The 20417-nt window shown below is 66.2% G+C and carries 22 protein-coding genes; 20 read left to right on the forward strand and 2 right to left on the reverse strand.

Annotation, left to right across the window (positions count from 1 at the left end; all coding sequences use genetic code 11):
- Positions 1–219: 219 nt before the first annotated feature.
- The 10 genes from HWY37_RS07940 (at position 220) to HWY37_RS07985 (ending at position 7467) form a co-directional block, all read left to right on the forward strand.
- Positions 220–711: a low molecular weight protein-tyrosine-phosphatase gene (locus HWY37_RS07940; protein ID WP_042794076.1), complete on the forward strand. Its 492-nt coding sequence runs from the start codon at positions 220–222 to the stop codon at positions 709–711.
- Positions 712–905: 194 nt separating this feature from the next.
- Positions 906–1448, forward strand: coding sequence for a Fe-S cluster assembly transcriptional regulator IscR (gene iscR / locus HWY37_RS07945; protein ID WP_063642426.1), 543 nt, complete (start codon positions 906–908; stop codon positions 1446–1448).
- A gap of 21 nt (positions 1449–1469) precedes the next feature.
- The gene (locus HWY37_RS07950; protein ID WP_175205824.1) at positions 1470–2681 is read left to right on the forward strand and encodes an IscS subfamily cysteine desulfurase; all 1212 of its coding nucleotides are present in this window, start codon (positions 1470–1472) and stop codon (positions 2679–2681) included.
- A gap of 33 nt (positions 2682–2714) precedes the next feature.
- On the forward strand, positions 2715–3119 hold the full coding sequence (iscU, locus tag HWY37_RS07955) for a Fe-S cluster assembly scaffold IscU (RefSeq protein ID WP_042794074.1): 405 nt from the start codon (positions 2715–2717) through the stop codon (positions 3117–3119).
- 2 nt (positions 3120–3121) lie between these two features.
- Complete coding sequence (iscA, locus tag HWY37_RS07960; protein WP_175205825.1) at positions 3122–3445, forward strand: iron-sulfur cluster assembly protein IscA; 324 nt, start codon at positions 3122–3124, stop codon at positions 3443–3445.
- A 3-nt stretch (positions 3446–3448) separates the two neighbouring features.
- Positions 3449–3961 carry a Fe-S protein assembly co-chaperone HscB gene (hscB, locus tag HWY37_RS07965; protein ID WP_175205826.1) on the forward strand — a complete coding sequence of 171 codons (513 nt, stop codon included), beginning with the start codon at positions 3449–3451 and terminating at the stop codon, positions 3959–3961.
- A gap of 72 nt (positions 3962–4033) precedes the next feature.
- Complete coding sequence (gene hscA / locus HWY37_RS07970; RefSeq protein WP_175205827.1) at positions 4034–5896, forward strand: Fe-S protein assembly chaperone HscA; 1863 nt, start codon at positions 4034–4036, stop codon at positions 5894–5896.
- Between the two features lie 9 nt (positions 5897–5905).
- Positions 5906–6247, forward strand: a complete 342-nt coding sequence (gene fdx, locus HWY37_RS07975; protein WP_013394592.1) for an ISC system 2Fe-2S type ferredoxin — start codon at positions 5906–5908, stop codon at positions 6245–6247.
- Positions 6247–6441 carry a Fe-S cluster assembly protein IscX gene (gene iscX, locus HWY37_RS07980; protein WP_176088298.1) on the forward strand — a complete coding sequence of 65 codons (195 nt, stop codon included), beginning with the start codon at positions 6247–6249 and terminating at the stop codon, positions 6439–6441. The genes fdx and iscX overlap by 1 nt, the downstream gene beginning before the upstream one ends.
- A 141-nt stretch (positions 6442–6582) precedes the next feature.
- A complete protein-coding gene (locus tag HWY37_RS07985; protein WP_175205829.1) occupies positions 6583–7467 on the forward strand; it encodes a methylglyoxal synthase in 885 nt (294 codons plus the stop codon).
- On the opposite strand, the gene HWY37_RS07990 is transcribed toward HWY37_RS07985, so the two are convergent.
- Entirely contained in the window at positions 7460–8419 is a 960-nt protein-coding gene (locus HWY37_RS07990) for a LysR family transcriptional regulator (protein ID WP_176088299.1), read from the reverse strand. The two genes, HWY37_RS07985 and HWY37_RS07990, sit on opposite strands and share 8 nt — an antisense overlap.
- 127 nt (positions 8420–8546) lie before the next feature.
- Between HWY37_RS07990 and HWY37_RS07995 the strand changes: the two genes are divergently transcribed.
- From HWY37_RS07995 to HWY37_RS08005, 3 genes are read left to right on the forward strand one after another with little or no spacing between them, the layout of a single operon-like run.
- A complete protein-coding gene (locus tag HWY37_RS07995; RefSeq protein ID WP_175205831.1) occupies positions 8547–9521 on the forward strand; it encodes a Bug family tripartite tricarboxylate transporter substrate binding protein in 975 nt (324 codons plus the stop codon).
- A 2-nt stretch (positions 9522–9523) separates the two neighbouring features.
- Positions 9524–10735 (forward strand): CaiB/BaiF CoA transferase family protein, encoded by a 1212-nt coding sequence (locus HWY37_RS08000; protein ID WP_246302223.1) that lies wholly within the window; start codon positions 9524–9526, stop codon positions 10733–10735.
- A 16-nt stretch (positions 10736–10751) separates the two neighbouring features.
- Positions 10752–11543 (forward strand): enoyl-CoA hydratase/isomerase family protein, encoded by a 792-nt coding sequence (locus HWY37_RS08005; protein ID WP_176088300.1) that lies wholly within the window; start codon positions 10752–10754, stop codon positions 11541–11543.
- Between the two features lie 17 nt (positions 11544–11560).
- Here the strand turns inward: HWY37_RS08005 and HWY37_RS08010 are convergent, their stop codons facing one another.
- A complete protein-coding gene (locus HWY37_RS08010; RefSeq protein WP_175205833.1) occupies positions 11561–12364 on the reverse strand; it encodes an enoyl-CoA hydratase/isomerase family protein in 804 nt (267 codons plus the stop codon).
- Between the two features lie 230 nt (positions 12365–12594).
- Between HWY37_RS08010 and HWY37_RS08015 the strand changes: the two genes are divergently transcribed.
- The 7 genes from HWY37_RS08015 to HWY37_RS08045 are packed head-to-tail and all read left to right on the forward strand — an operon-like array spanning position 12595 to position 20415.
- Positions 12595–13419, forward strand: a complete 825-nt coding sequence (locus HWY37_RS08015) for an ABC transporter ATP-binding protein (RefSeq protein WP_176088301.1) — start codon at positions 12595–12597, stop codon at positions 13417–13419.
- Entirely contained in the window at positions 13419–14297 is an 879-nt protein-coding gene (locus tag HWY37_RS08020) for a branched-chain amino acid ABC transporter permease (RefSeq protein WP_176088302.1), read from the forward strand. The genes HWY37_RS08015 and HWY37_RS08020 overlap by 1 nt, the downstream gene beginning before the upstream one ends.
- 3 nt (positions 14298–14300) lie before the next feature.
- Positions 14301–15338 (forward strand): branched-chain amino acid ABC transporter permease, encoded by a 1038-nt coding sequence (locus HWY37_RS08025; protein ID WP_175205836.1) that lies wholly within the window; start codon positions 14301–14303, stop codon positions 15336–15338.
- A 41-nt stretch (positions 15339–15379) separates the two neighbouring features.
- Positions 15380–16561, forward strand: coding sequence for an ABC transporter substrate-binding protein (locus HWY37_RS08030; RefSeq protein ID WP_176088303.1), 1182 nt, complete (start codon positions 15380–15382; stop codon positions 16559–16561).
- A 52-nt stretch (positions 16562–16613) separates the two neighbouring features.
- Positions 16614–17408 carry an ABC transporter ATP-binding protein gene (locus tag HWY37_RS08035; protein WP_176088496.1) on the forward strand — a complete coding sequence of 265 codons (795 nt, stop codon included), beginning with the start codon at positions 16614–16616 and terminating at the stop codon, positions 17406–17408.
- Positions 17405–19264, forward strand: a complete 1860-nt coding sequence (locus tag HWY37_RS08040; protein ID WP_175205838.1) for an AMP-dependent synthetase/ligase — start codon at positions 17405–17407, stop codon at positions 19262–19264. The genes HWY37_RS08035 and HWY37_RS08040 overlap by 4 nt, the downstream gene beginning before the upstream one ends.
- Positions 19261–20415 carry a thiolase family protein gene (locus HWY37_RS08045; RefSeq protein ID WP_176088304.1) on the forward strand — a complete coding sequence of 385 codons (1155 nt, stop codon included), beginning with the start codon at positions 19261–19263 and terminating at the stop codon, positions 20413–20415. Before HWY37_RS08040 ends, HWY37_RS08045 begins: the two co-directional genes overlap by 4 nt.
- The last annotated feature ends 2 nt before the right edge of the window (positions 20416–20417 follow it).

The raw sequence follows: 20417 nt of genomic DNA on the forward strand, positions 1-20417 counted from the left end.
ACTGACTATAGGCTGAATTGAGCGAAAATCTGTTGCGTTGCAATCAAGCTTTCGCAATCCGTTGGAATATCCGGGTCTGGTGTTCAAGCGCCACATCCGGATTGCTCAATAACTCATTGATTTAAATGAATAAATGAAAGGGACGGATGTGCCGCGCCTTTATCGCGCAGGCGCAAAAAAAGCTTGCCTTATCTCGGGTTTTCCCGCACACTTACTTCCATGATGACCAAGGTACTTTTCGTTTGCATGGGCAATATCTGTCGCTCGCCGAGCGCAGAGGGCGTGTTTCGCCATTTGGTGAATGACGCGGGTTTGAGCGATGTGGTTCGCATCGACTCCGCCGGCACGCACGCGTTTCACATCGGCGAGGCGCCTGATGCCCGGGCGCAGGCCGCAGCGCGCAAGCGCGGCTACGAGATCACGCACTGCGAAGCGCGTCAGGTGACCGCGGAAGATTTCCGCGATTTCGACCTGATCCTCGCCATGGATTGGGACAACCTGTCCGCCATGCAGCAGCAGTGCCCCAAGGCCTACCAGCACAAGCTGATGCTGCTGATGCGCTTTGCCAACGAGTTCGAAGAGGCCACCGTGCCCGATCCGTACTATGGCGGCGCCGACGGTTTCGGCAAGGTCCTGGACTACCTGGAAGACGCCTGTCAGGGTGTCCTCGAACTGGTGCGCAAGCGCGCTACCCAGTACCAGGCGGCGTGATCCGCTTTCGCCGCAGGGCTGCCCGCCGGGCGGCTCTCGGAGGTGCTAGGCAGTAAAAGACCGCGCGAATGCGCGGTTTTTTCTAGCCGGGAGCCATACCAAATTAGTCGGGAATAGGCTATACTTGAGCCAATTACTCGGGTATTGACCGCTGGATTCGCTGGCGGCCATTGCCGAATCACTGGGAACCTACCATGCGGCTAACTACCAAGGGGCGTTTCGCCGTGACTGCCATGATCGATCTGGCTATGCGGCAGCATAGCGGTCCGGTCACTCTTGCGGCCATCAGCCAGCGTCAGAATATCTCGCTGTCCTATCTGGAACAGCTGTTCGGAAAACTGCGTCGCCACGAACTCGTGGACAGCGTGCGCGGTCCCGGCGGCGGCTATTCGCTCGCCCGCCTGGCGCGCAACGTCACCGTTGCCGACATCATCTTCGCCGTCGACGAGCCCCTGGACGCCACCAGCTGCGGCGGCAAGCGGGACTGTACGAGCGGCAACGACGGTAAGCCGGGCAAGTGCATGACGCACGAACTCTGGGCTACGTTGAATCGCAAGATGGTGGATTACCTGGATTCGGTGTCGCTGCAGGATCTGGTCGATCAGCAGCGCGTGCGCCAATTGCAGGAAGCCAACAATCAAGCGCAGGCTTGCGCGGTGCGCGTGAACCGGGTGGGAGGCGCCGCTAATGCCGCCAACGCCCCGGCCGCGACCGTCGCCGCCAACGCCACCGTATAAGCAGTATCAGGAGTTGTAGAAATGACCACCCGCCCGATCTATCTGGATTATTCCGCCACGACGCCCGTCGACCCCCGCGTCGTGGACAAGATGGTGCCCTGGCTGTACGAAAACTTCGGCAATCCTGCCTCCCGCAGCCACGCCTTTGGCTGGGAATCCGAGGAAGCCGTCGAGCGCGCCCGCGAGGAAGTCGCCAAGCTGGTGAACGCCGATCCGCGCGAAATCGTCTGGACCTCTGGCGCCACGGAATCCGACAACCTGGCCATCAAGGGCGCCGCCAACTTCTATGCCGAACGCGGCAAGCACATCATCACCGTCAAGACCGAGCACAAGGCGGTGCTGGACACCTGTCGCGAACTCGAGCGCCAGGGCTTCGAAGTGACCTACCTGGACGTCAAGGACAACGGCCTGATCGACCTGGACACCTTCAAGGCCGCGCTGCGCCCCGATACCGTGCTGGTGTCGGTGATGATGGTGAACAACGAAATCGGCGTGATCCAGGACGTGGAAACGCTGGGCGAAATCTGCCGCGAGAAGGGCATCATCTTCCACGTGGACGCCGCCCAGGCGACCGGCAAGGTGGAAATCGACCTGCAAAAGCTCAAGGTCGACCTGATGTCGTTCTCGGCCCACAAGACCTACGGTCCCAAGGGCATCGGAGCGCTGTACGTGCGCCGCAAGCCGCGCATCCGCATCGAAGCGCAGATGCACGGTGGCGGCCATGAGCGCGGTTTCCGCTCGGGCACGCTGGCCACGCACCAGATCGTCGGCATGGGCGAGGCTTTCCGTCTGGCCCGCGAGGAAATGGGCACTGAAAACGAGCGCATCCGCATGCTGCGCGACCGCCTGTGGGCGGGCCTGTCGCAGATCGAAGAGGTCTACCTCAACGGCGACATGGACCAGCGCGTTCCGCACAACCTGAATGTCAGCTTCAACTACGTCGAAGGCGAATCCCTGATCATGGCGATCAAGGAACTCGCCGTCTCCAGCGGCTCGGCCTGCACCTCGGCCAGCCTGGAACCGTCCTACGTGTTGCGCGCCCTGGGCCGCAACGACGAACTGGCGCACAGCTCGATCCGTTTCACGCTCGGCCGCTTCACGACCGAAAAGGAAGTGGATTTCGCCGTGGAGCTCATCAAGAGCCGCGTCGGCAAGCTGCGCGACATGTCGCCGCTGTGGGAAATGGCCAAGGAAGGCATCGACTTGAACACCGTGCAGTGGGCTGCGCACTAAGCGCCCGCGCCTAGAAATTCGTGGAGAATTAACATGTCTTACAGCACCAAAGTTCTGGATCACTACGAAAACCCGCGCAACGTCGGTTCGTTCGACAAGTCGGACGAATCCGTTGGCACCGGCATGGTCGGCGCCCCGGCCTGTGGCGACGTCATGAAGCTGCAGATCAAGGTGAACGAAGCCGGCGTGATCGAAGACGCGCGCTTCAAGACCTACGGCTGCGGTTCGGCCATCGCCTCCAGCTCGCTCGTGACCGAATGGGTCAAGGGCAAGACGCTGGACGAAGCGATGAACATCCGCAACACGCAGATCGCCGAAGAACTGGCCCTGCCGCCCGTGAAGGTCCACTGTTCCATCCTGGCCGAAGACGCGATCAAGGCTGCGGTGCAGAACTACAAAGAAAAGCACTCGGCCCCGGCCGAAGCTGTGGCGGGCTGAACATGTCCGTTACCCTGACCCAACAGGCTGCCACCCATATCGGCCGCTACTTGCAGAAGCGCGGAAAGGGTATCGGCTTGCGGCTCGGCGTTAGGACGACGGGCTGCTCCGGCATGGCCTACAAGCTCGAATACGTGGACGACGCCGCGGCGGAAGACATGGTGTTCGAAAGCTTTGGCGTGAAGGTCTTCGTCGACCCGAAGAGCCTGGCCTATCTGGACGGCACCGAGCTCGACTACGCCCGCGAAGGCCTGAACGAAGGCTTCAAGTTCCGCAACCCCAACGAAAAGGCGACCTGCGGCTGCGGCGAGTCGTTCACGGTGTAAGTCTTGGCTGGAGACGATCACTTCGGCCTGTTTGGCCTGCCGGCGCGTTTCGATCTGGATACGCAGGCGCTCGAGTCCGCCTGGCGCGCCGTTGCGGCGCAGGTGCATCCCGACCGCTACGCCACGGCCAGTCCCGCGGAGCGCCGCGTGGCCATGCAGTGGGCGGCGCGCGCCAATGAGGCCTACCGCCTGTTGCGCGATCCGCTGCTGCGGGCGCGCTACCTGTGCGAGCAGGCGGGCGTGGACCTGCAGACCGAGAGCAACACGGCCATGGATCCCGAGTTCCTGATGCAGCAGATGACCTGGCGCGAAATGCTGGACGACGCGCGCGACGACGCCGAGGCCCTGGCGGCCTTGCAGGCGGAATTGCAGCAGGCGCGCGCCGCCATGCGCGCCACGTTGACCCGGCTGCTGGACCAGGACCGCGATTACGCGGCCGCGGGGCTCAAGGTGCGGGAATGGATGTTCGTGGAGAAGCTGGCGGAAGAACTGGCGCAAGCCCAGCCCGCCGCATAGCCCAGGGCGCGCCGGGGCGTCCGCGAGACGGGCGCCGGCACAGCGCCGCCTACTGACCATAAAAACAGAATCATGGCCTTATTGCAGATATCCGAGCCTGGCGAATCGCCCGCGCCGCACCAGCGCAAGCTGGCGGTCGGGATCGACCTGGGCACCACCAATTCCCTGGTCGCGGCTGTGCGCAGCAGCGTCGCTGAAGTTCTGGCCGACGAGCAGGGCCATGCCTTGCTGCCGTCCGCCGTGCGCTATTTCCCCGGCGGCAAGGTCACCACGGGCCGCGAGCCCTTGGCGCAGCAAGCCCAGGACCCGCTGAATACCGTCGTATCCGTCAAGCGCTTCATGGGCCGTTCGCTGGAAGAGGCGCGCGCCACGCGGGCGCCCTACGAGTTCGTCGACGCGCCCGGCATGGTGCGCATCCGCACCGTTCAGGGCGACCTGAGCCCGGTCGAGGTGTCGGCGCAGATCCTGGCCGTCCTGCGCCAGCGCGCCGAGGACGTGCTGGGCGACGACCTGGTCGGCGCCGTCATTACGGTGCCGGCCTATTTCGACGACGCCCAGCGTCAGGCGACGCGCGATGCCGCCCGCCTGGCCGGTCTGAACGTGCTGCGGCTGCTGAACGAACCCACTGCGGCGGCCATCGCCTACGGCCTGGATAATGCCGCCGAAGGCGTGTACGCGGTCTACGACCTGGGCGGCGGCACCTTCGACATTTCCATTCTGCGCCTGACCCAGGGCGTGTTCGAAGTGATCTCCACGGGTGGCGACACCGCGTTGGGCGGGGACGACTTCGACGCCCTCATCGTCGATCACGTGGCCGCCGGGCTCGTTGCGGGCGAGTTTTCGCCGGCGGACCGCCGCGGCCTGCTGATGGCCGCGCGCGCCGCGCGCGAAGCCCTGTCGGACGCCGATGAAGCCAGCCTGAAGCTGACCCTGTCCGACGGTCGTGTCGTGGATGCGGTCTTGACCCGGGCAAAATTTGAAGAATTGGCCCAGCCCCTGATCGTGCGCACGCTGGACTGCGCTCGCCGCGCCTTGCGCGACGCATCGCTCGCGCCCGCCGATGTGCGCGGCGTGGTGATGGTGGGCGGCGCCACGCGCATGCCGGTCGTGCGCGCCGCCGTGGGCAAGCTGTTCGGCACCCAGCCCTTGACGGATCTGGATCCCGACCAGGTGGTGGCGCTTGGAGCCGCTTTGCAGGCCAACCTGCTGGCGGGCAACCGCGCTCCGGGCGAGGACTGGCTGCTGCTGGACGTGATCCCGCTGTCACTGGGCCTCGAAACCATGGGTGGCCTGGTGGAGCGCATCATTCCGCGCAACAGCACCATCCCCGTGGCGCGCGCGCAGGAATTCACGACCTTCAAGGATGGCCAGACGGCCATGAGCATCCACGTGGTGCAGGGCGAACGCGACCTGGTCTCCGATTCGCGCTCGTTGGCCCGCTTCGAGCTGCGCGGCATTCCGCCCATGGTGGCGGGCGCGGCGCGCATCCGCGTGACCTTCCAGGTGGACGCGGACGGCTTGCTGAGCGTGACCGCGCGCGAGCAGAGCAAGGGCGTCGAGGCCATGGTGTCGGTCAAGCCGTCCTATGGCCTGAGCGACGACGAAATCGCGCAGATGCTGGCCGACAGCGTGGCGCAGGCCGATACCGATGCCCGTGCCCGCATGCTGCGCGAACAGCAAGTGGACGCGCGCCAACTGGTGGAATCCGTGCAAGCTGCGCTGGCCGCCGACGGCGACCTGCTGGACGCCGACGAGCGCAAGCGCGTGGACGAATGCCTGCAGGCCGCCATGGCCGCGCAGGACGCCCAAGATGTGGATACGGTGAAGGACGCGGTGCAGGCTCTCGCGGCCGCCACCGACGATTTCGCTGCGCGCCGGATGGATCGCAGCATCCGCGCCGCGCTGGCGGGCCGCAAACTTGATGAGATCGCCTGATAACACGCTATGCCGAAACTGACTGTATTGCCTCATCCCGACTACTGCCCCGAAGGCGCCGTGATCGAAGACGCGCCCAAGGGCGTGTCGATCTGCCGCGTGCTGCTGGACAACCATATCGACATCGAGCACGCCTGCGAGCTGTCGTGCGCGTGTACCACCTGTCACGTGGTGGTCAAGCAAGGTTATTCCTCGCTGGAAGACGCGACTGACGACGAAGAGGATCTGCTGGACAAGGCCTGGGGCTTGACCCCGACCTCGCGCCTGTCCTGCCAGGCGCTGGTGACGGATGCCGACCTGACGGTCGAGATTCCCAAGTACACGATCAATCACGCGAAAGAGGGCCATTGATGAAGTGGACCGACACCTACGAGATCGCCGCCGCGCTGGTCGGCGCGCATCCGGACGAGGACCCCAAGACGCTGCGCTTCGTGCAGCTGCGCGAATGGGTGCTGGCCTTGCCTGGTTTCAATGATGACCCCGCCCATTGCGGCGAGAAGATCCTGGAGGCCATCCAGATGGCCTGGATCGACGAAGCGGACTGACCGCTGAACAGAAAAACGCTCCCTGCGGGGAGCGTTTTTATTTTTGAGCATCGCGGATCCTGGTCGATCCCGCCGCAGTCAGGGCCGCCACGGTATCATCAAGGATCCCATAGTGTCGTTCCCATCTGCCTGAGTCTACTGATGCCCGCTGCCCAATTGCGCTTTGGCCTGGCCGCCAACCGGCTGCACCACGAAACCCCCGATGCCGCGCTGTTCACCTGGCTGCGCGCATGTTCGTCCACGATACGCGAACTGGGCGTGCAGCTGCATACCGTCGGCCGCACGCATGACGCGATCGTGCGCGAGGGCATGCTGCAAGGCTATGGCGGGCTGATCCGTTATCCCTACGGCCGCGAGGGTGGCCTGATGAAGCTGGTGGCGCGGGTGACCGAAGGCCGTGACGGCCAGGCGCCGTTCGACGGCGCGATCTACCTGATCGATCCGGTCGATCCATCTTCGATTTTCCCGGAAGCGCTGGCGCTTAAGCGCCAGTGCATCACGCATGGCCGCCCGTTCATTTCGACGCTGGCGGGCGCCATCGAATGGATGGAGGTCGAACGCATCCATGCCGGGCTGGCGCCGGACGTTTCGGCATCGCGCCACTTCAATTTCGAAGGCCAGACCGTGGCCCTGATCGCGCACGATGCACTCAAGGACGAGATGGTGGCGTTCGCCAGCGAGCATTTCGACGTGCTGTCGCGGTTCGCGCGGCGCGTGGCCACCGGCACCACCGGAGGCCGGCTGAACGAGCTGGCCTGGTCGCGCGGCTGGCCCAAGGACACGCCCTGGGTGCACCGCTATCTGAGCGGGCCGCTGGGCGGCGATGCGCAGATCGCTGAGCTGGTGCTGGAGCACCAATGCCAGCGCGTGATCTTCTTCGAAGACCCGCATGTGGCCCGCCAGCACGAGGCCGACATCCAGCTGCTGGAGCGCGCCGTGCGCGTGGTGACCGAATCGGCTACCTGCGCCACCTCGCCGACGGTGGCGCGGCGTTGGGCGCAGGCGGTGGAAAAGCGCGTTATCTGAGTCTGTCCCGGGCGGGCGCGCCGTCAGGCCGGGAGTCCGTGATGATGCGGCTGACCCGGTCGGCCACGGCCGACGCCGCCATCGACAGCGGCAGGACATCAGAGCGGCACAGGAAGACCGGCCGCGCCAGGCGCGGCTTGACGATGCGGTGCAGGACGACTTCGCCGCGCGCAGCCTCCTGGTGCACCGCCGCGTAGGACAGGATGGTGTGCGCGATGCCGGCCTGCGCCAGCTCGATCAGCTGCGGGATGGCGTTGGCCTCGGCAATGACGCGAAACTCGGCGCGTTCGCGCTGCTGGTACTGGTCCAGCAAGCGGCGCAGGCTGTGCTGATTGCCGGGCAGCACCAGGGGCAATCCGCTCAGGGCTTGCAGGTCCATGACCGGCAGCGCGTGTAGCGCGGCCGGGACCGGTTTCCTGCCCGGCCTAGCTGGCGGCGGCGAGACGACCACAAGTTCTTCATCCATCAGGTGCTGGAAGCGCAGATCGACCGAGGCGTCGTCGCTGAAAGTCAGCCCCAGGTCGGCATGACCTGAACTGACGAAGCCCGGTATATAGCCCGTGCTGGACTCGATGATCTTGAGGTAGACGTCCGGCCAATGCTCCAGCGAGAAGCGCAGCAGCGGCACGGTCAGCAGCTTGGCCATGGACATGGACATCGCCAGCGAGACAGTGCCCCGGGGCGCGCTGATGTCCTCGCGCACGTCGGCGCGCGCGGCGTCGATGCGGCCGAGGATCTCGCGCGCATGCGCCAGCATGCGCGAGCCTGCCGCCGTCGGCGTGACGCCGCGGGCGCTGCGATGCAACAGCACCACGCCCAGGTCTTCCTCCAGATTGCGTATCAGCAGGCTCAGCGCGGGCTGGGCCACGTGCAGCGCGGCGGCGGCGCGGCTGATCGAGCCGGTGGAAACCACGGCGACAAAGCACTGCATCGCGCGGATGGACATCGACATGCAAAGGCCTCCTGCAGGCAGGGCCATCACATATTTATTATGGCCCGCATATTTAAACGGTATTTCTAATATATCAAGACGGTTCGCATAATGGGCGCCATCCCTCGAAGAACATTACGGAGACATCATGGTGTTCCACAAAATCCTTGCCGCCTGCGTGGCCGCGGCAGCCTTTGGCAGCCCGGCGCTGGCCGACACCTGGCCCTCCAAGCCCATCACGCTGGTCGTGCCGTTCTCGGCCGGCGGCCCCACGGATTTCATCGCACGCCTGGTGGCGGAACCCCTGGCGCGCGAACTGGGGCAGCAGGTCATCGTGCAGAACAAGCCGGGCGCCAGCGGCAACGTCGGCTACCAGAGCGTGCTGAACGGCCCGGCGGACGGCTATACGCTGATGCACAACACGGTGGCCATGCAGGCCATCAATCCGCTGATGTACCCCAGCGCGAAGATGCATCCGCTGCAGGACTATGTGCCGATCGGCACGACCGGCGCGATGCCCAATCTGCTGGTGGTCAATCCCGAGCGCACTCCCGTCAAGACGCTGGCTGAACTGGTCGAGCGCGGTCGCGGCATGAAGAACGGGCTGAGCTATGCAACCTTCGGGCCGGGCAGTTCGCCGCACGTCTATGGCGCCTCGTTGCAGAAGCTGGCGGGCTTTCAGGCGGTGGGCGTGGCCTACAAGGGCAGCGCCAATGCCGTGACCGACGTGATCGGCGGGCAGGTCGACTTCCTGTTCGACAGCATGTCGACCAGTCTTGGGCAGGTCCAGTCGGGCAGGCTGAAGGCCTTGGCCATCACCTCCGCCCAGCGTTCGCCAATGCTGCCTGACGTGCCCACGCTGAAGGAAGCCGGCTATCCCAGCCTGGATCTCAAATTCTGGTTCTCCCTGCAGGCGCCCGCCGGCACGCCGCCGGAAACGGTGCAGAAGCTGCGCGAGGCCGTGGCGCGCGTGGTCGCCAGCGATGCCTACCGCAAGGCGATGCAGGAGCGCGGCGCGGAGGCCTTCCAGGTTGCTCCCGCGGAATTGGACGGGTTCTTCAAGCGGGAAACCGCCCAATGGACCGAAGCCGCGCAAACCATCGGCCTGAAGAGCGAGCAGTAATCATGTCCACGCAAGCACGCATGACGCCGTTGAAGAACATCACGGTCCTGGATCTGAGCAAGGTGCTGGCCGGGCCGTTGTGCGGCCAGTATCTGGGCGAGCTCGGCGCCCGGGTGATCAAGGTCGAACCCGTGGGCAAGGGCGACGACACGCGTGCCTGGCTGCCGCAGGACGTTGGCCAGTCCGCGACGTTTCTTGCCGTCAACCACAACAAGCGCAGCCTGGCCGTGGACCTGAAGACGCCGGCTGGCCGGGCCGTGGTGCACCGGCTGGCCGAACAGGCGGACGTGGTGCTGCAGGGCTTTGGAGGCAAGACCGCTGCGCGCCTGGGTGTGGACTACGAGACGCTCAGCCGTCTCAATCCCCGCCTGGTGTATTGCGAAATCTCGGGCTATGGCCGCGAGGGGCCGATGGGCGAGGAGCCGGGCTACGACGTCATGCTGCAGGCCTTTAGCGGCATGATCAGCACCATGGGCGAGCCCGGCGGAAATTTCGCGCGGGCCAGCTTTTCGCCGGTGGACCTGGGCACGGGTTCCTTCGCGTTGAGCGGCATCCTGGCCGCGTTGCTGGAACGCAGCCAGACGGGCAAGGGGCAGTACCTGGATGTGTCCCTGCTGGACACGTCGCTCGGCCTGATGTCGTACATGGCGCAGAACTACTGGCGCACCGGCCAGATCCCGCGCCGCATGGGCACGGGCCATCCGGCCATGTGCCCTTACCAGGCATTCCGGGCGGCCGATGGCGACATCATGCTGGGCGTGGGCAACGATGCGCAATGGCAGCGCTTCTGCGCGGTGGCGGGGCTGGAGGAGCACGTGGATGCGCCCCGGTTCGCGACCAACGCCGACCGGGTCCGCAACTTTACCGAGACGGTCGCGCTGGTCCAGGCGCGCATGGAGACGCGCAGCGTGGCGCAATGGCTGGAAGCGCTCAAGCCCGCGGGCATCGCGTGTTCAGCCATCCATACCCTGGACCAGGCGCTGGCGCATCCGCAGGTTGCCGCGCGCGAATTGATCGTCAAAAGCCGGCACAAGGTGCTGGGCGAAGTCCACAACGTCGGCCTGCCGATACGCTTTGGACGGCAGCCGCGCCAGGCCTCGCTGCCCGCGCCCGTGTTGGGCGAGCACACCCGCGAGATCCTGGCCGAGCTGGGCTACGCGCAAGCCGAAGTCGACACACTGCTGGCGTCGGGCAGCGTGCAGGCCCATTCCTGAACATGAGAGGCTACCGATGACATTCCTGCGTTACGAGGTCCGCGACCAGATTGCGGAAATCCATCTATGCCATGCGCCCGTCAATGCGCTGGACGAGGCCATGCTGGACGCGCTGATCGCCGCGCTGGAACGCGCCAATGCCGATTCCAACGTGCGCGCCGTGCTGCTGGCCAGCGATTTGCCTGGACGGTTCTGCGCCGGGCTGGATATGAAAAAGCTGCTGGGCAGCACGCCGGCGCGCATCCACGCGCTGTTGTCCAAGCTGTACATCAAGCTCTACGACACGCAGTTCAATCTGATCAAGCCGTCGATCTCGGTGGTGTCTGGCGCGGTCCGCGGCGGCGGCATGACGGTGGCCATTTCCAGCGACATGGTGGTGGCGGCGGATACCGCCACCTTCGGCTATCCGGAAATCGATGTCGGCGTCCTGCCCGCCATCCACTATGTGCATTTGCCGGGCATCGTGGGCAAGCACCGGGCGTTCGATCTGTTGTTCACCGGACGCACCTTCGATGCGCAAGAGGCGCACGGGCTGGGGCTGGTGGCGCGCGTCGCGCCTGAAGCGGAATTGCTGGAGCAGGCGCGCACGCTGGCGCGGTCGCTGGCGGGCAAGCCGCCGCAAGTCCTGGCGATGGGCCGGCGCGCCTTCGTCTACAGCAATGACAACGAGTATCGGCGCAGGGTGGCGACGGCGGTCGAGGTGTTCTGCAACGCGGCCGCCACGCCCGAGGCCCGCGAGGGCTTGAGCGCCTTCGTGCAGAAGCGCGCGCCGCAGTGGGGCGGGCGGCGCGACGAGCGCCAGGACTAGCGTCGCAGTTCCTGGCCTTATTTGCCCTGGAACCGCGGCGCCCGCTTTTCGCGGAATGCCCGCACGCCTTCGGCGAAATCCTCGCGGGAGGCCGTGTCCAGGAAGCGCGCCGTTTCCTCGGCCAGCTGGGTTTCCAGCGTGGCGTGTTCGGCTGAACGCAACAGGTCCTTGGCGCCGGCAATGCCGTGCGGTGCGTGGCGGGCGATGTCCTGCGCATAGGCTTGCGCCGCGTGCGCGAGTTCTCCGGATCCGGCGGTGCGCGTGACGATGCCCCAGGCCAGCGCGTCCGCGGCGCTGAAGGCGTCGTGGCGCAGCAGCAGGTCCAGCGCCCGCCTGGCGCCCAGCACGCGTGTCAGTCCGTGGGTCATGCCGGCGTCGGGTGTCGCTCCCAGCTTGAGATAGGCCGTCATGAAGCGGGTCTCGGCATCGGCGATGGCCAGGTCGCAGGCCAGCACCAGCGACAGGCCCGCGCCGGCGGCGATGCCGTGGACCTGCGCGAGCCAGACCTTGTCCATGCGCGCGATGCGCGCAATGAAGTCGTTCAACGGCGTGAACAGATCTTGAAGCGTGGCGCGCACCTGGGCCGGCTCGCCCGTGAACATGCTGATGTCGCCGCCCGCGCAGAAAGCCTTGCCGGTCGCGCGCAACAGCACGGCGCGGATTTCATCGCGCGTTTCCAACCATTGCGCGGCGCTCTGCAGGTCGCGCGCCATCGCCACGTCGATGGCGTTGAGGGCGTCGGGGCGGTTCAGGGTGACGGTGGCGATGGCGCCGGAGGTTTCCAGGAACAGCGTCTGGAACACCGGAAGTCCTTGGGTCATGGCGAGTCTCCGTTATCGGGTAAATACCAGCTGTCGATCCAAAAACCGCGATGCTATGGTCTGAACCGAGCGCTTGCTTGGTTTCCTTTTAAGCACGCTTAGCGTAACGCATAGAACGATTTTCCGGCGCTGTACTGGCGTAGGTAAAGACAGGTTCGTTGCATCTCCTGCCTCGCGGGTTCGCCAGACCGACGTCGATAAAAACTTCGCATGTAAAAGCGAGGAGACAAATGGTGGATCAGTCCGACAGCCCTCCCTTGCTGGAGGTGGATGGGGTCACGCTGGCGTTCGGCGGGGTCAAGGCGCTTACCGGAGTGGGCTTTCGCGTGCAGCCCGGCTCCATCACTACGGTCATCGGCCCCAACGGCGCCGGCAAGACCTCGCTGTTCAATACCATTTCAGGCTTCTATCGCCCGGCGTCCGGACAGATCCGGTTCCAGGGCCGCGACATCACGCGCGTAGCCGCGCCCGAACGCGCCAGGCTGGGCCTGGCGCGCAGCTTCCAGAACATCGCCTTGTTCCGCGGCATGACCGTGCTGGACAACATCAAGCTGGGCCGCCACGCGCATCTGCGCACTAATGTGCTGGACGCGCTGCTGTACCTGGGACGGGCGCGGCGTGAAGAGATGGCGCTGCGCGCCGACATCGAGGAACGCATCATCGATTTCCTGGAGATTGACCATATCCGCCACGCGCCCGTGGCGGCGCTCTCCTACGGCCTGCAGAAGCGGGTGGAGCTGGCACGCGCGCTGGCCATGCAGCCCAAGGTGCTGATGCTGGACGAACCGGTGGCCGGCATGAACCGCGAAGAGACCGACGATATGGCGCGCTTCATCCTGGATGCGCGCGCCGAATGGGGCGTGACGGTGCTGATGGTGGAGCACGACATGGGCATGGTCATGGACCTGTCGGACCACGTGGTGGTGCTGAACTTCGGCCAGGTGATCGCCGACGGCACGCCGGCCCAGGTGCAGGCGGACCCGCAGGTCATCCGGGCCTATCTGGGCGCGGGCGACGTCGGCGACCTGCGCCGCCGCCTGCGGGAGGCGGCCTGATGGACGTTCTGTTCTTCCTGGAAGTCACGCTGGCCGGGCTGGGCAGCGGCGGGCTCTACGCGCTGGCGGCGCTGGCCTTCGTCATCGTCTACAAGGCGACCCGCGTGGTGAACATCGCCATCGGCGAATTCCTGATGCTGGGCGCCTATGTGTTCTACGCCTTCGCCACGGGCATGGAATGGCCGATCTGGCTGGCCATCGTGGGGGCGGTGGTGGTGTCGGGCGCGCTGGGCGCGCTGGTCGAGCGGTTGACCATCCGGCCCATGCTGGGGGAGGCTCCGATCTCGGTCTTCATGATCACGGTGGGGCTGGCGTCGATCCTGGTGGGCGTGGTGGAGCTGATCTGGACCGCCGACCAGCGGCGCCTGCCGGAGTTCATGCCGCGCGCGCCGGTGATGATCGGCGAAGCGTTCGTCGCGCCCAAGGTGTTCTATGGCTTCTGGGTGGCGGTGGTGCTGGCGTTGCTGGTGCTGGTGGTGTTCCGCTACTGGCGCGGCGGCGTGGCGCTGCGGGCCACGGCCTCGGACCAGGGCGCGGCCTATGCCATGGGCATCAACGTGCCGCGCGTGTTCTCGCTGGCCTGGGTGGCGGCGGGGGCACTGGCCGCGGTGTCGGGCGTGATCGTGGGGGCGATCGGCGGCATTTCCTCGTCGATGGGCGTGTTCGGCTTGTCGGTGCTGGTGGTGGTGATCGTGGGCGGGCTGGACAGCGTGGCGGGCGCCCTGGTGGGCGGCGTGTTCATCGGCCTGCTGGAAGCCTGGGCCGGCGCCTACATGGGCGGCGAATACAAACTGCTGGCCACCTTCATCGTGCTGGTGGTGGTGCTGATGGTCAGGCCATACGGCCTGTTCGGCACCCGTGAAATCGAGAGGCTCTGACCGATGCGCATCGCGACTGCCAAGCAGACCTATCTTGCGGACGAAGCGCTGTTCGACACCCGCACGCAGAAGGCGTGGCTGGCCCTGCTGGCCGCGTCCCTGGTCATGTTCCCTTTCGTGGCCGACGCTTACTGGCTGTACCTGGCCTGCCTGGTCGCCATCAACGTCGCCAGCGCCACGGGGCTGAACATCCTCACGGGCTACACCGGCCTGGTCAGCCTGGGACAGGCCGCCTTCATGGGCCTGGGGGCTTACACGGTGGCGGTGCTGGAGCAGCGGCTGGGCACGCCCGTCCTGCTGAACCTGGTGGCTGGCGGCCTGGTGGCGATGGCGGGCGGCCTGCTGGTTGGCATACCTTCCTTGCGGGTGAAGGGCCTGTACCTGGCCATCGCCACCATCGCAGCGTCCTTCATTGCGCATTTCATCTTCGCCAATTGGCAATTCACGGGCGGCACGACCGGCCTGCAGGTGCCGCCGGCGCGGGTGCTGGGCGTGGACCTGGACACCTCCTTCAAGATCTATTGGCTGATCGTGCCCGTGACGGCGCTGATGGTGCTGGGGGCGGCCAACCTGTTCCGCACGCGCATCGGGCGCGCCTTCATCGCCATCCGCGACCGCGACATTTCGGCCGAGGTGCTGGGCATACGCCTGCTGCGCTACAAGCTGCTGTCGTTCGGCCTGTCCTCGTTCTATGCGGGCGTGGCGGGCGGCATGTGGGCCTACTTCTTCCGGGTGGTCACGCCCGAGAGCTTCCCGCTGATCATGTCGATCTTCTTCCTGGCCGCCATCATCGTCGGCGGCATGGGCACGATCCTGGGTTCCATCCTGGGCGCCATCTTCATGACCATGGTGCCGGAACTGCTCAAGCTGATCGTAGGCTGGCTGCCCGTGGGCGGCGACGCGCTGCGTCTGATCTCGCCGGTGCGCACCATTGTTTTCGGCCTGCTGATCGTGGGCTTTCTGATCTTCGAGCCGCACGGGCTCGCGGAAATCTGGCGCCGCGTGCGCCGTTACTTCCATCTCTGGCCCTTCCGCACCTAGCCATGGCGGCGGCCACCCATAAGACCCTCAGGAGACTAACCATGAAGCGCATCCGGATCGGCAGCGGTTTATCGAGGTTGTTGGCCCCCCTGGGCCTGGCGGCGGCGTTGGCGGCGGCGCCCGCGGCCCAGGCGGCGGAGGACCTGGTGCTGGGCGGCTCCATCCCCTTGAGCGGGGTGTTCGCCTTCGCGGGGCAGGGCATCCACGCCGGCATCACCGACTACGTGAAGATCATCAATGACCAGGGCGGCGTGAAGGGACGCAAGCTGCGCTACGTGCCCGAGGACACGGCCTACAAGGTCGACGCCTCGGTGGCGGCCTTCAAGAAGATCACCAGCCAGAACAAGGTGAACTTCTATTACGGTGATTCGACCGGTTTTTCCAAGACGATCAACGCCGAGCTGAACCGCACGGGCGACATCCTGATGACCGGCGCGTCCTTCGCCACCGAGCTCAACGATCCCGCCAAATATCCGGCGCAGTTCATGCTGGGCCCCGACTACACGGAGATGTTCGGCATCCTGCTGCGCTACATCGCCAAGGAACAGCCCGGCGCCAAGGTGGCTTTCGTGTATTCGGACACCGAGTTCGGCCGCGATCCCATCGCCAGCTCGCGCGCGGTGGCCGAGAAACTGGGCCTGAAAGTCGCGACCGAGATCATGACGCCGCCGGGCAGCGTGGACGTGTCGACCGAGGTCATCAAGCTGCGCCGCGCCGATCCCGACTACACCATCTTCCACGGCTACGTGCTGGCGCCGATTCCCGAGTTCGTGGGGCAGGGCAAGCGCATGGGCCTGAAGACGCGCTACATGGGCACGTTCTGGACCATGGACAACTCCACCGTGATGCAGATGGGCGAGGATGCCGAAGGCTTCATGGGCGTGATGCCTTACCGCTATTACTACGACACCGCGGCTGACGCGCCGATGCTGAAGAAGATCCGCGAGATGCGCCCGCAGTACCAGAGCACCGGCTACATGCAGGGCTTCCTGGCCGCCATGCTGTTCACCGAAGTCGCCAAGCGCACGCTGGACGCCGGCAAGGAGCTGACCAGCGCCAACATGAAGGCGGCGCTGGACGGCATCAAGGACTTCGACACCGGCGGCCTGATCGGCGTGCCGATCTCCATCAAGGGCAACTCCATCCCGGTGGGCCGGATCTATCGCGCCGACGTGAAGCAGAAGCAGATGGTGCCGGCATCCGACTGGATCGTCCTGAAGTGAGGCAGCCGTGAATCCCGGACATGACGCGCAGGCCGCAACGCCGGCCCCGGCGGTGCTCGATATCAACAATATCGAAGTCGTCTACAACAAGGCGGTGCAGGTGCTGCGCGGCTTGTCCCTGTCGGTGCCCGCCGGCAGCATCGTGGCGCTGTTGGGCAGCAACGGCGCCGGCAAATCCACCACCCTGAAGGCCGTGTCCGGCCTGCTGGACCTGGAGGATGGCGCGCTGGTGCGCGGGCAGATCGTCTTCAACGGCGGCGACACCGCGGGCGCCCGGCCGCAGAACCTGGTACGCGCGGGTCTGGCCCACGTGATGGAAGGGCGGCGGGTGTTCGAGGACCTGACGGTGGAGGAAAACCTGGTGGCCGCGACCTACGCGCTGACCGGCCGGACCGGGGCGAAGGCGGACTTCGACCTGGTCTATGGCTATTTCCCGCGCCTGTTCGAGCGCCGCCGCGGCCTGGCGGGCTACCTGTCTGGCGGCGAACAGCAGATGCTGGCCATCGGACGCGCGCTGATCGCCCAGCCCAGGCTGATGCTGCTGGACGAGCCTTCGCTGGGCCTGTCGCCGATGCTGGTGGAGAACATCTTTTCCATCATCGCGCGCATCAACCATGAACAAGGGGTGTCGATGCTGCTGGTGGAGCAGAACGCCTCGGTGGCGCTGGCGGTGGCGCACTACGGCTACATCATGGAGACCGGCAAGGTAGTGATCGACGGCAGCGCCGAGAAGCTGGCGGCCGATCCGGACGTGCGCGAGTTTTACCTGGGCGTGGGCGGCGCGGGCGAGGCCCGCGGCTTTCGCGACATCAAGCACTACAAGCGCCGCAAGCGCTGGCTGTCATGATGGACAAGCACATGGATATCTCCGGCGCATCCGCGCAGGCGTGGCCAGCCTTGACGCTGCCGCAGATGCTGCGCGAACAGGCCCGGCGCCAGCCCGCGGCCATCGCCATCCGGCAAAAGGATTTCGGCATCTGGAAGCCCATGAGCTGGGCGGAATACTGGAGCCGGGCCTGCCGCGTCGGCCTGGGCCTGCGCGCACTGGGGCTGAGCGCCGGCGGCCGCGTCGCCATCGTGTCCGAGAACCGCGTGGAATGGCTGCTGACCCAGATGGGCGCGGGCGCGGTCGGCGGCGTGGCGGTGGGCGTGTATTCCACCAGCCCGGCCGAGGAAATGGGCTACGTGCTGGAACACGCGGACGTGGAACTGGTGGTGTGCGAGGACCAGGAGCAGACCGACAAAGTGCTGCAGGTGGCCGGCAGGCTGCCGCTCTTGCGCCGCATCGTCATGATGGAGACCAAGGGCCTGCGCTCCTATGCGCCGGCCGAACGCGATCGCATCGTGAGCTATGCCGAGGTCGAGGCCGAGGGCGCGCGGCGCGAGGCGGCCGAGCTTGCGGGGCTGAACGCGGCGCTGGACGGCCAGCGGCTGGAAGACACGGGCCTCATGATCTACACGTCCGGTTCCACCGGCAAGCCCAAGGGCGCGATGCTCAGCTACGGCAATATGCGCGGCGTGGCGCCGGGGATCGCCGATCGCCTGTCTATGGACAGCAATAGCGTGCACCTGTCGTACCTGCCGCTGTGCCATGTGGCCGAGCAGATGCTGTCCACCTTCGTGCCCATCTACCTGGGCGCGCAGGTCAACTTCGGCGAATCGATACGCACGGTGCAGGAAGACCTGCGCGAGGTCGCGCCGACGATATTCCTGGGCGTGCCGCGCATCTGGGAAAAGCTGCACGCCGCCATTTCGATCAAGATGCAGGAAGCGGGGCGTCTGCAGCAATGGCTGTACCGGCGCGCGCTGGCGGCCCGCGCGCCGTTCCTGGAGAAAGCGCCCGCGCAGTACACGCTGCGCGAACGCTGGACGAGCTGGCTGTGGTACTGGCTGGTGCTGCGCGCCCTGCAGAACTTCATCGGCCTGCGGCGCGTGCGGGTGGCGATGACCGGGGCGGCGCCGATTTCGCCCGACGTGGTGCGCTACTTCCGCACCTTGGGCGTGCCGCTGATCGAGGTCTACGGGCTGACGGAGTCGGCGGGCATGATCTTCGGCCAGCATCCGGACCGGGTGAAGGTGGGCACGGTGGGCGAGCCCATCCTGGGGGTGGAATGGCGCATGGGAGAGGCCGGCGAGCTGCTGGTGCGCGGCGACATGGTGTTCCAGGGCTACTACAAGAACCAGGAAGCCACCGCTACCACGGTGCGCGACGGCTGGCTGTACACCGGCGACGTGGTGGCGGAAGAGGCGGGGCGGGTGCGCATCGTGGACCGCTTGAAGGACATCATGATCACGGCGGGCGGCAAGAACCTGACGCCCTCGGAGATCGAAAACGCCGTCAAGGGCAGCCCTTATGTGAAGGAATGCATCGTGATCGCGGACGGCCGGAAGTACGTGTCCGCGCTGATCCAGCTGGAATTCGACACGGTGGGCAAGTGGGCCGAGTCGCGCCGCATCGCGTTCACGCATTTCCGGTCGCTGGCCGAATGCGCGCAGGTGCGCGAACTGGTCCAGCAGGAAGTCGCGCGCGCCAACGCCGGCCTGGCGCCGGTGGCGCAGATCAAGCGCTTCCACTTGCTGACCAAGGAACTGGATCATGACGATGGCGAAGTGACGGCGACCATGAAGGTCAGGCGCGCCAGCATCTACCGCAGCTACGCGGACGAAATCGAAGCGCTCTACGTTGAGGAGACGACGGCATGAACGAAGCCGTGATCGTGGAGGCCGTGCGCACGCCTTTCGGGCGGCGCGGCGGATGGTGGGCGGACACGCGGCCGGACACGCTGCTGGCGCACACGGTGCAGGGTCTGCTGGGGCGCGCGGGCCTGCCGGGCGCAAAGGTCGAGGACCTGATCGCGGGCTGCGTCAGCCAGGCGGGCGAGCAGGGCGCCAACATCGGTCGGCTGGCCGCCATGCTGGCCGGCCTGCCCGAGAGCGTGCCGGGCGTGGCCCTTAACCGGATGTGCGGCTCCAGCCAGCAGGCGGTGCATTTCGGCGCGCAGGCCATCGCCGCGGGCGACATGCGCTACGTGGTGGCGGGCGGGGTCGAAAGCATGAGCCGGGTGCCGATGTTCCTGGACGTGACGCTGGGGCAGAGAGAGTTCCGCGGCTTCGAGGGCTTGAACCCTGCACTGCTGGAACGCTATCCATTGATCCACCAGATCGAAAGCGCGGAGCGGATTGCCGAGAGGTGGCAGTTGTCGCAGGCCGAGATGGACGAATGGGCCAGGGAAAGCCATGCGCGGGCCTGGCGCGCGGCGCAGGCCGGACTGCACGCCGAGCTGCTGCCGGGACCGCGCGCAGATGCCGGACGCGACGAGGGCATACGCGAGACGACGGATCCCGCCCGCATGGCGGCCATGGCGCCGGCAATGCGGCCGCCGGGGCAGGGCGGCGTCACCGCCGCCAACGCCAGCCAGTTGGCGGACGGCGCGTCGGCGGTGCTGCTGGCGGACCGCGACACGGCCCTGGCCGATGGCTTGCGGCCGCGCGCGCGCTTCCTGGCGCGGGTGGTGGTGGGGTCGGATCCGGTGTTGCAGTTGACCGGAGTGATTCCGGCGGCCCGGCAGGCATTGGCGCGCGCCGGGCTGAAGCTGGAAGACCTGGACTGGATCGAAATCAACGAGGCCTTCGCCAGCGTGGTGCTGGCCTGGCAGCGCGAGCTGGGCGCGGACCTGGCGCGGGTCAATCCCTGGGGCGGCGCGATCGCCCACGGCCATCCGCTGGGGGCGACGGGCGCGGGACTGATGGCCAAGATGCTCGCGGGCCTGGAGGCGACCGAAGGCCAGCTGGGCATGCAGCTGATGTGCATCGGCCATGGCATGGCCACGGCGACCATCATCCAGAGGCGGTGATC

Origin of the sequence: Achromobacter anxifer (genome assembly GCF_903652925.1) — a bacterium.
Lineage (GTDB): Bacteria > Pseudomonadota > Gammaproteobacteria > Burkholderiales > Burkholderiaceae_B > Achromobacter > Achromobacter anxifer.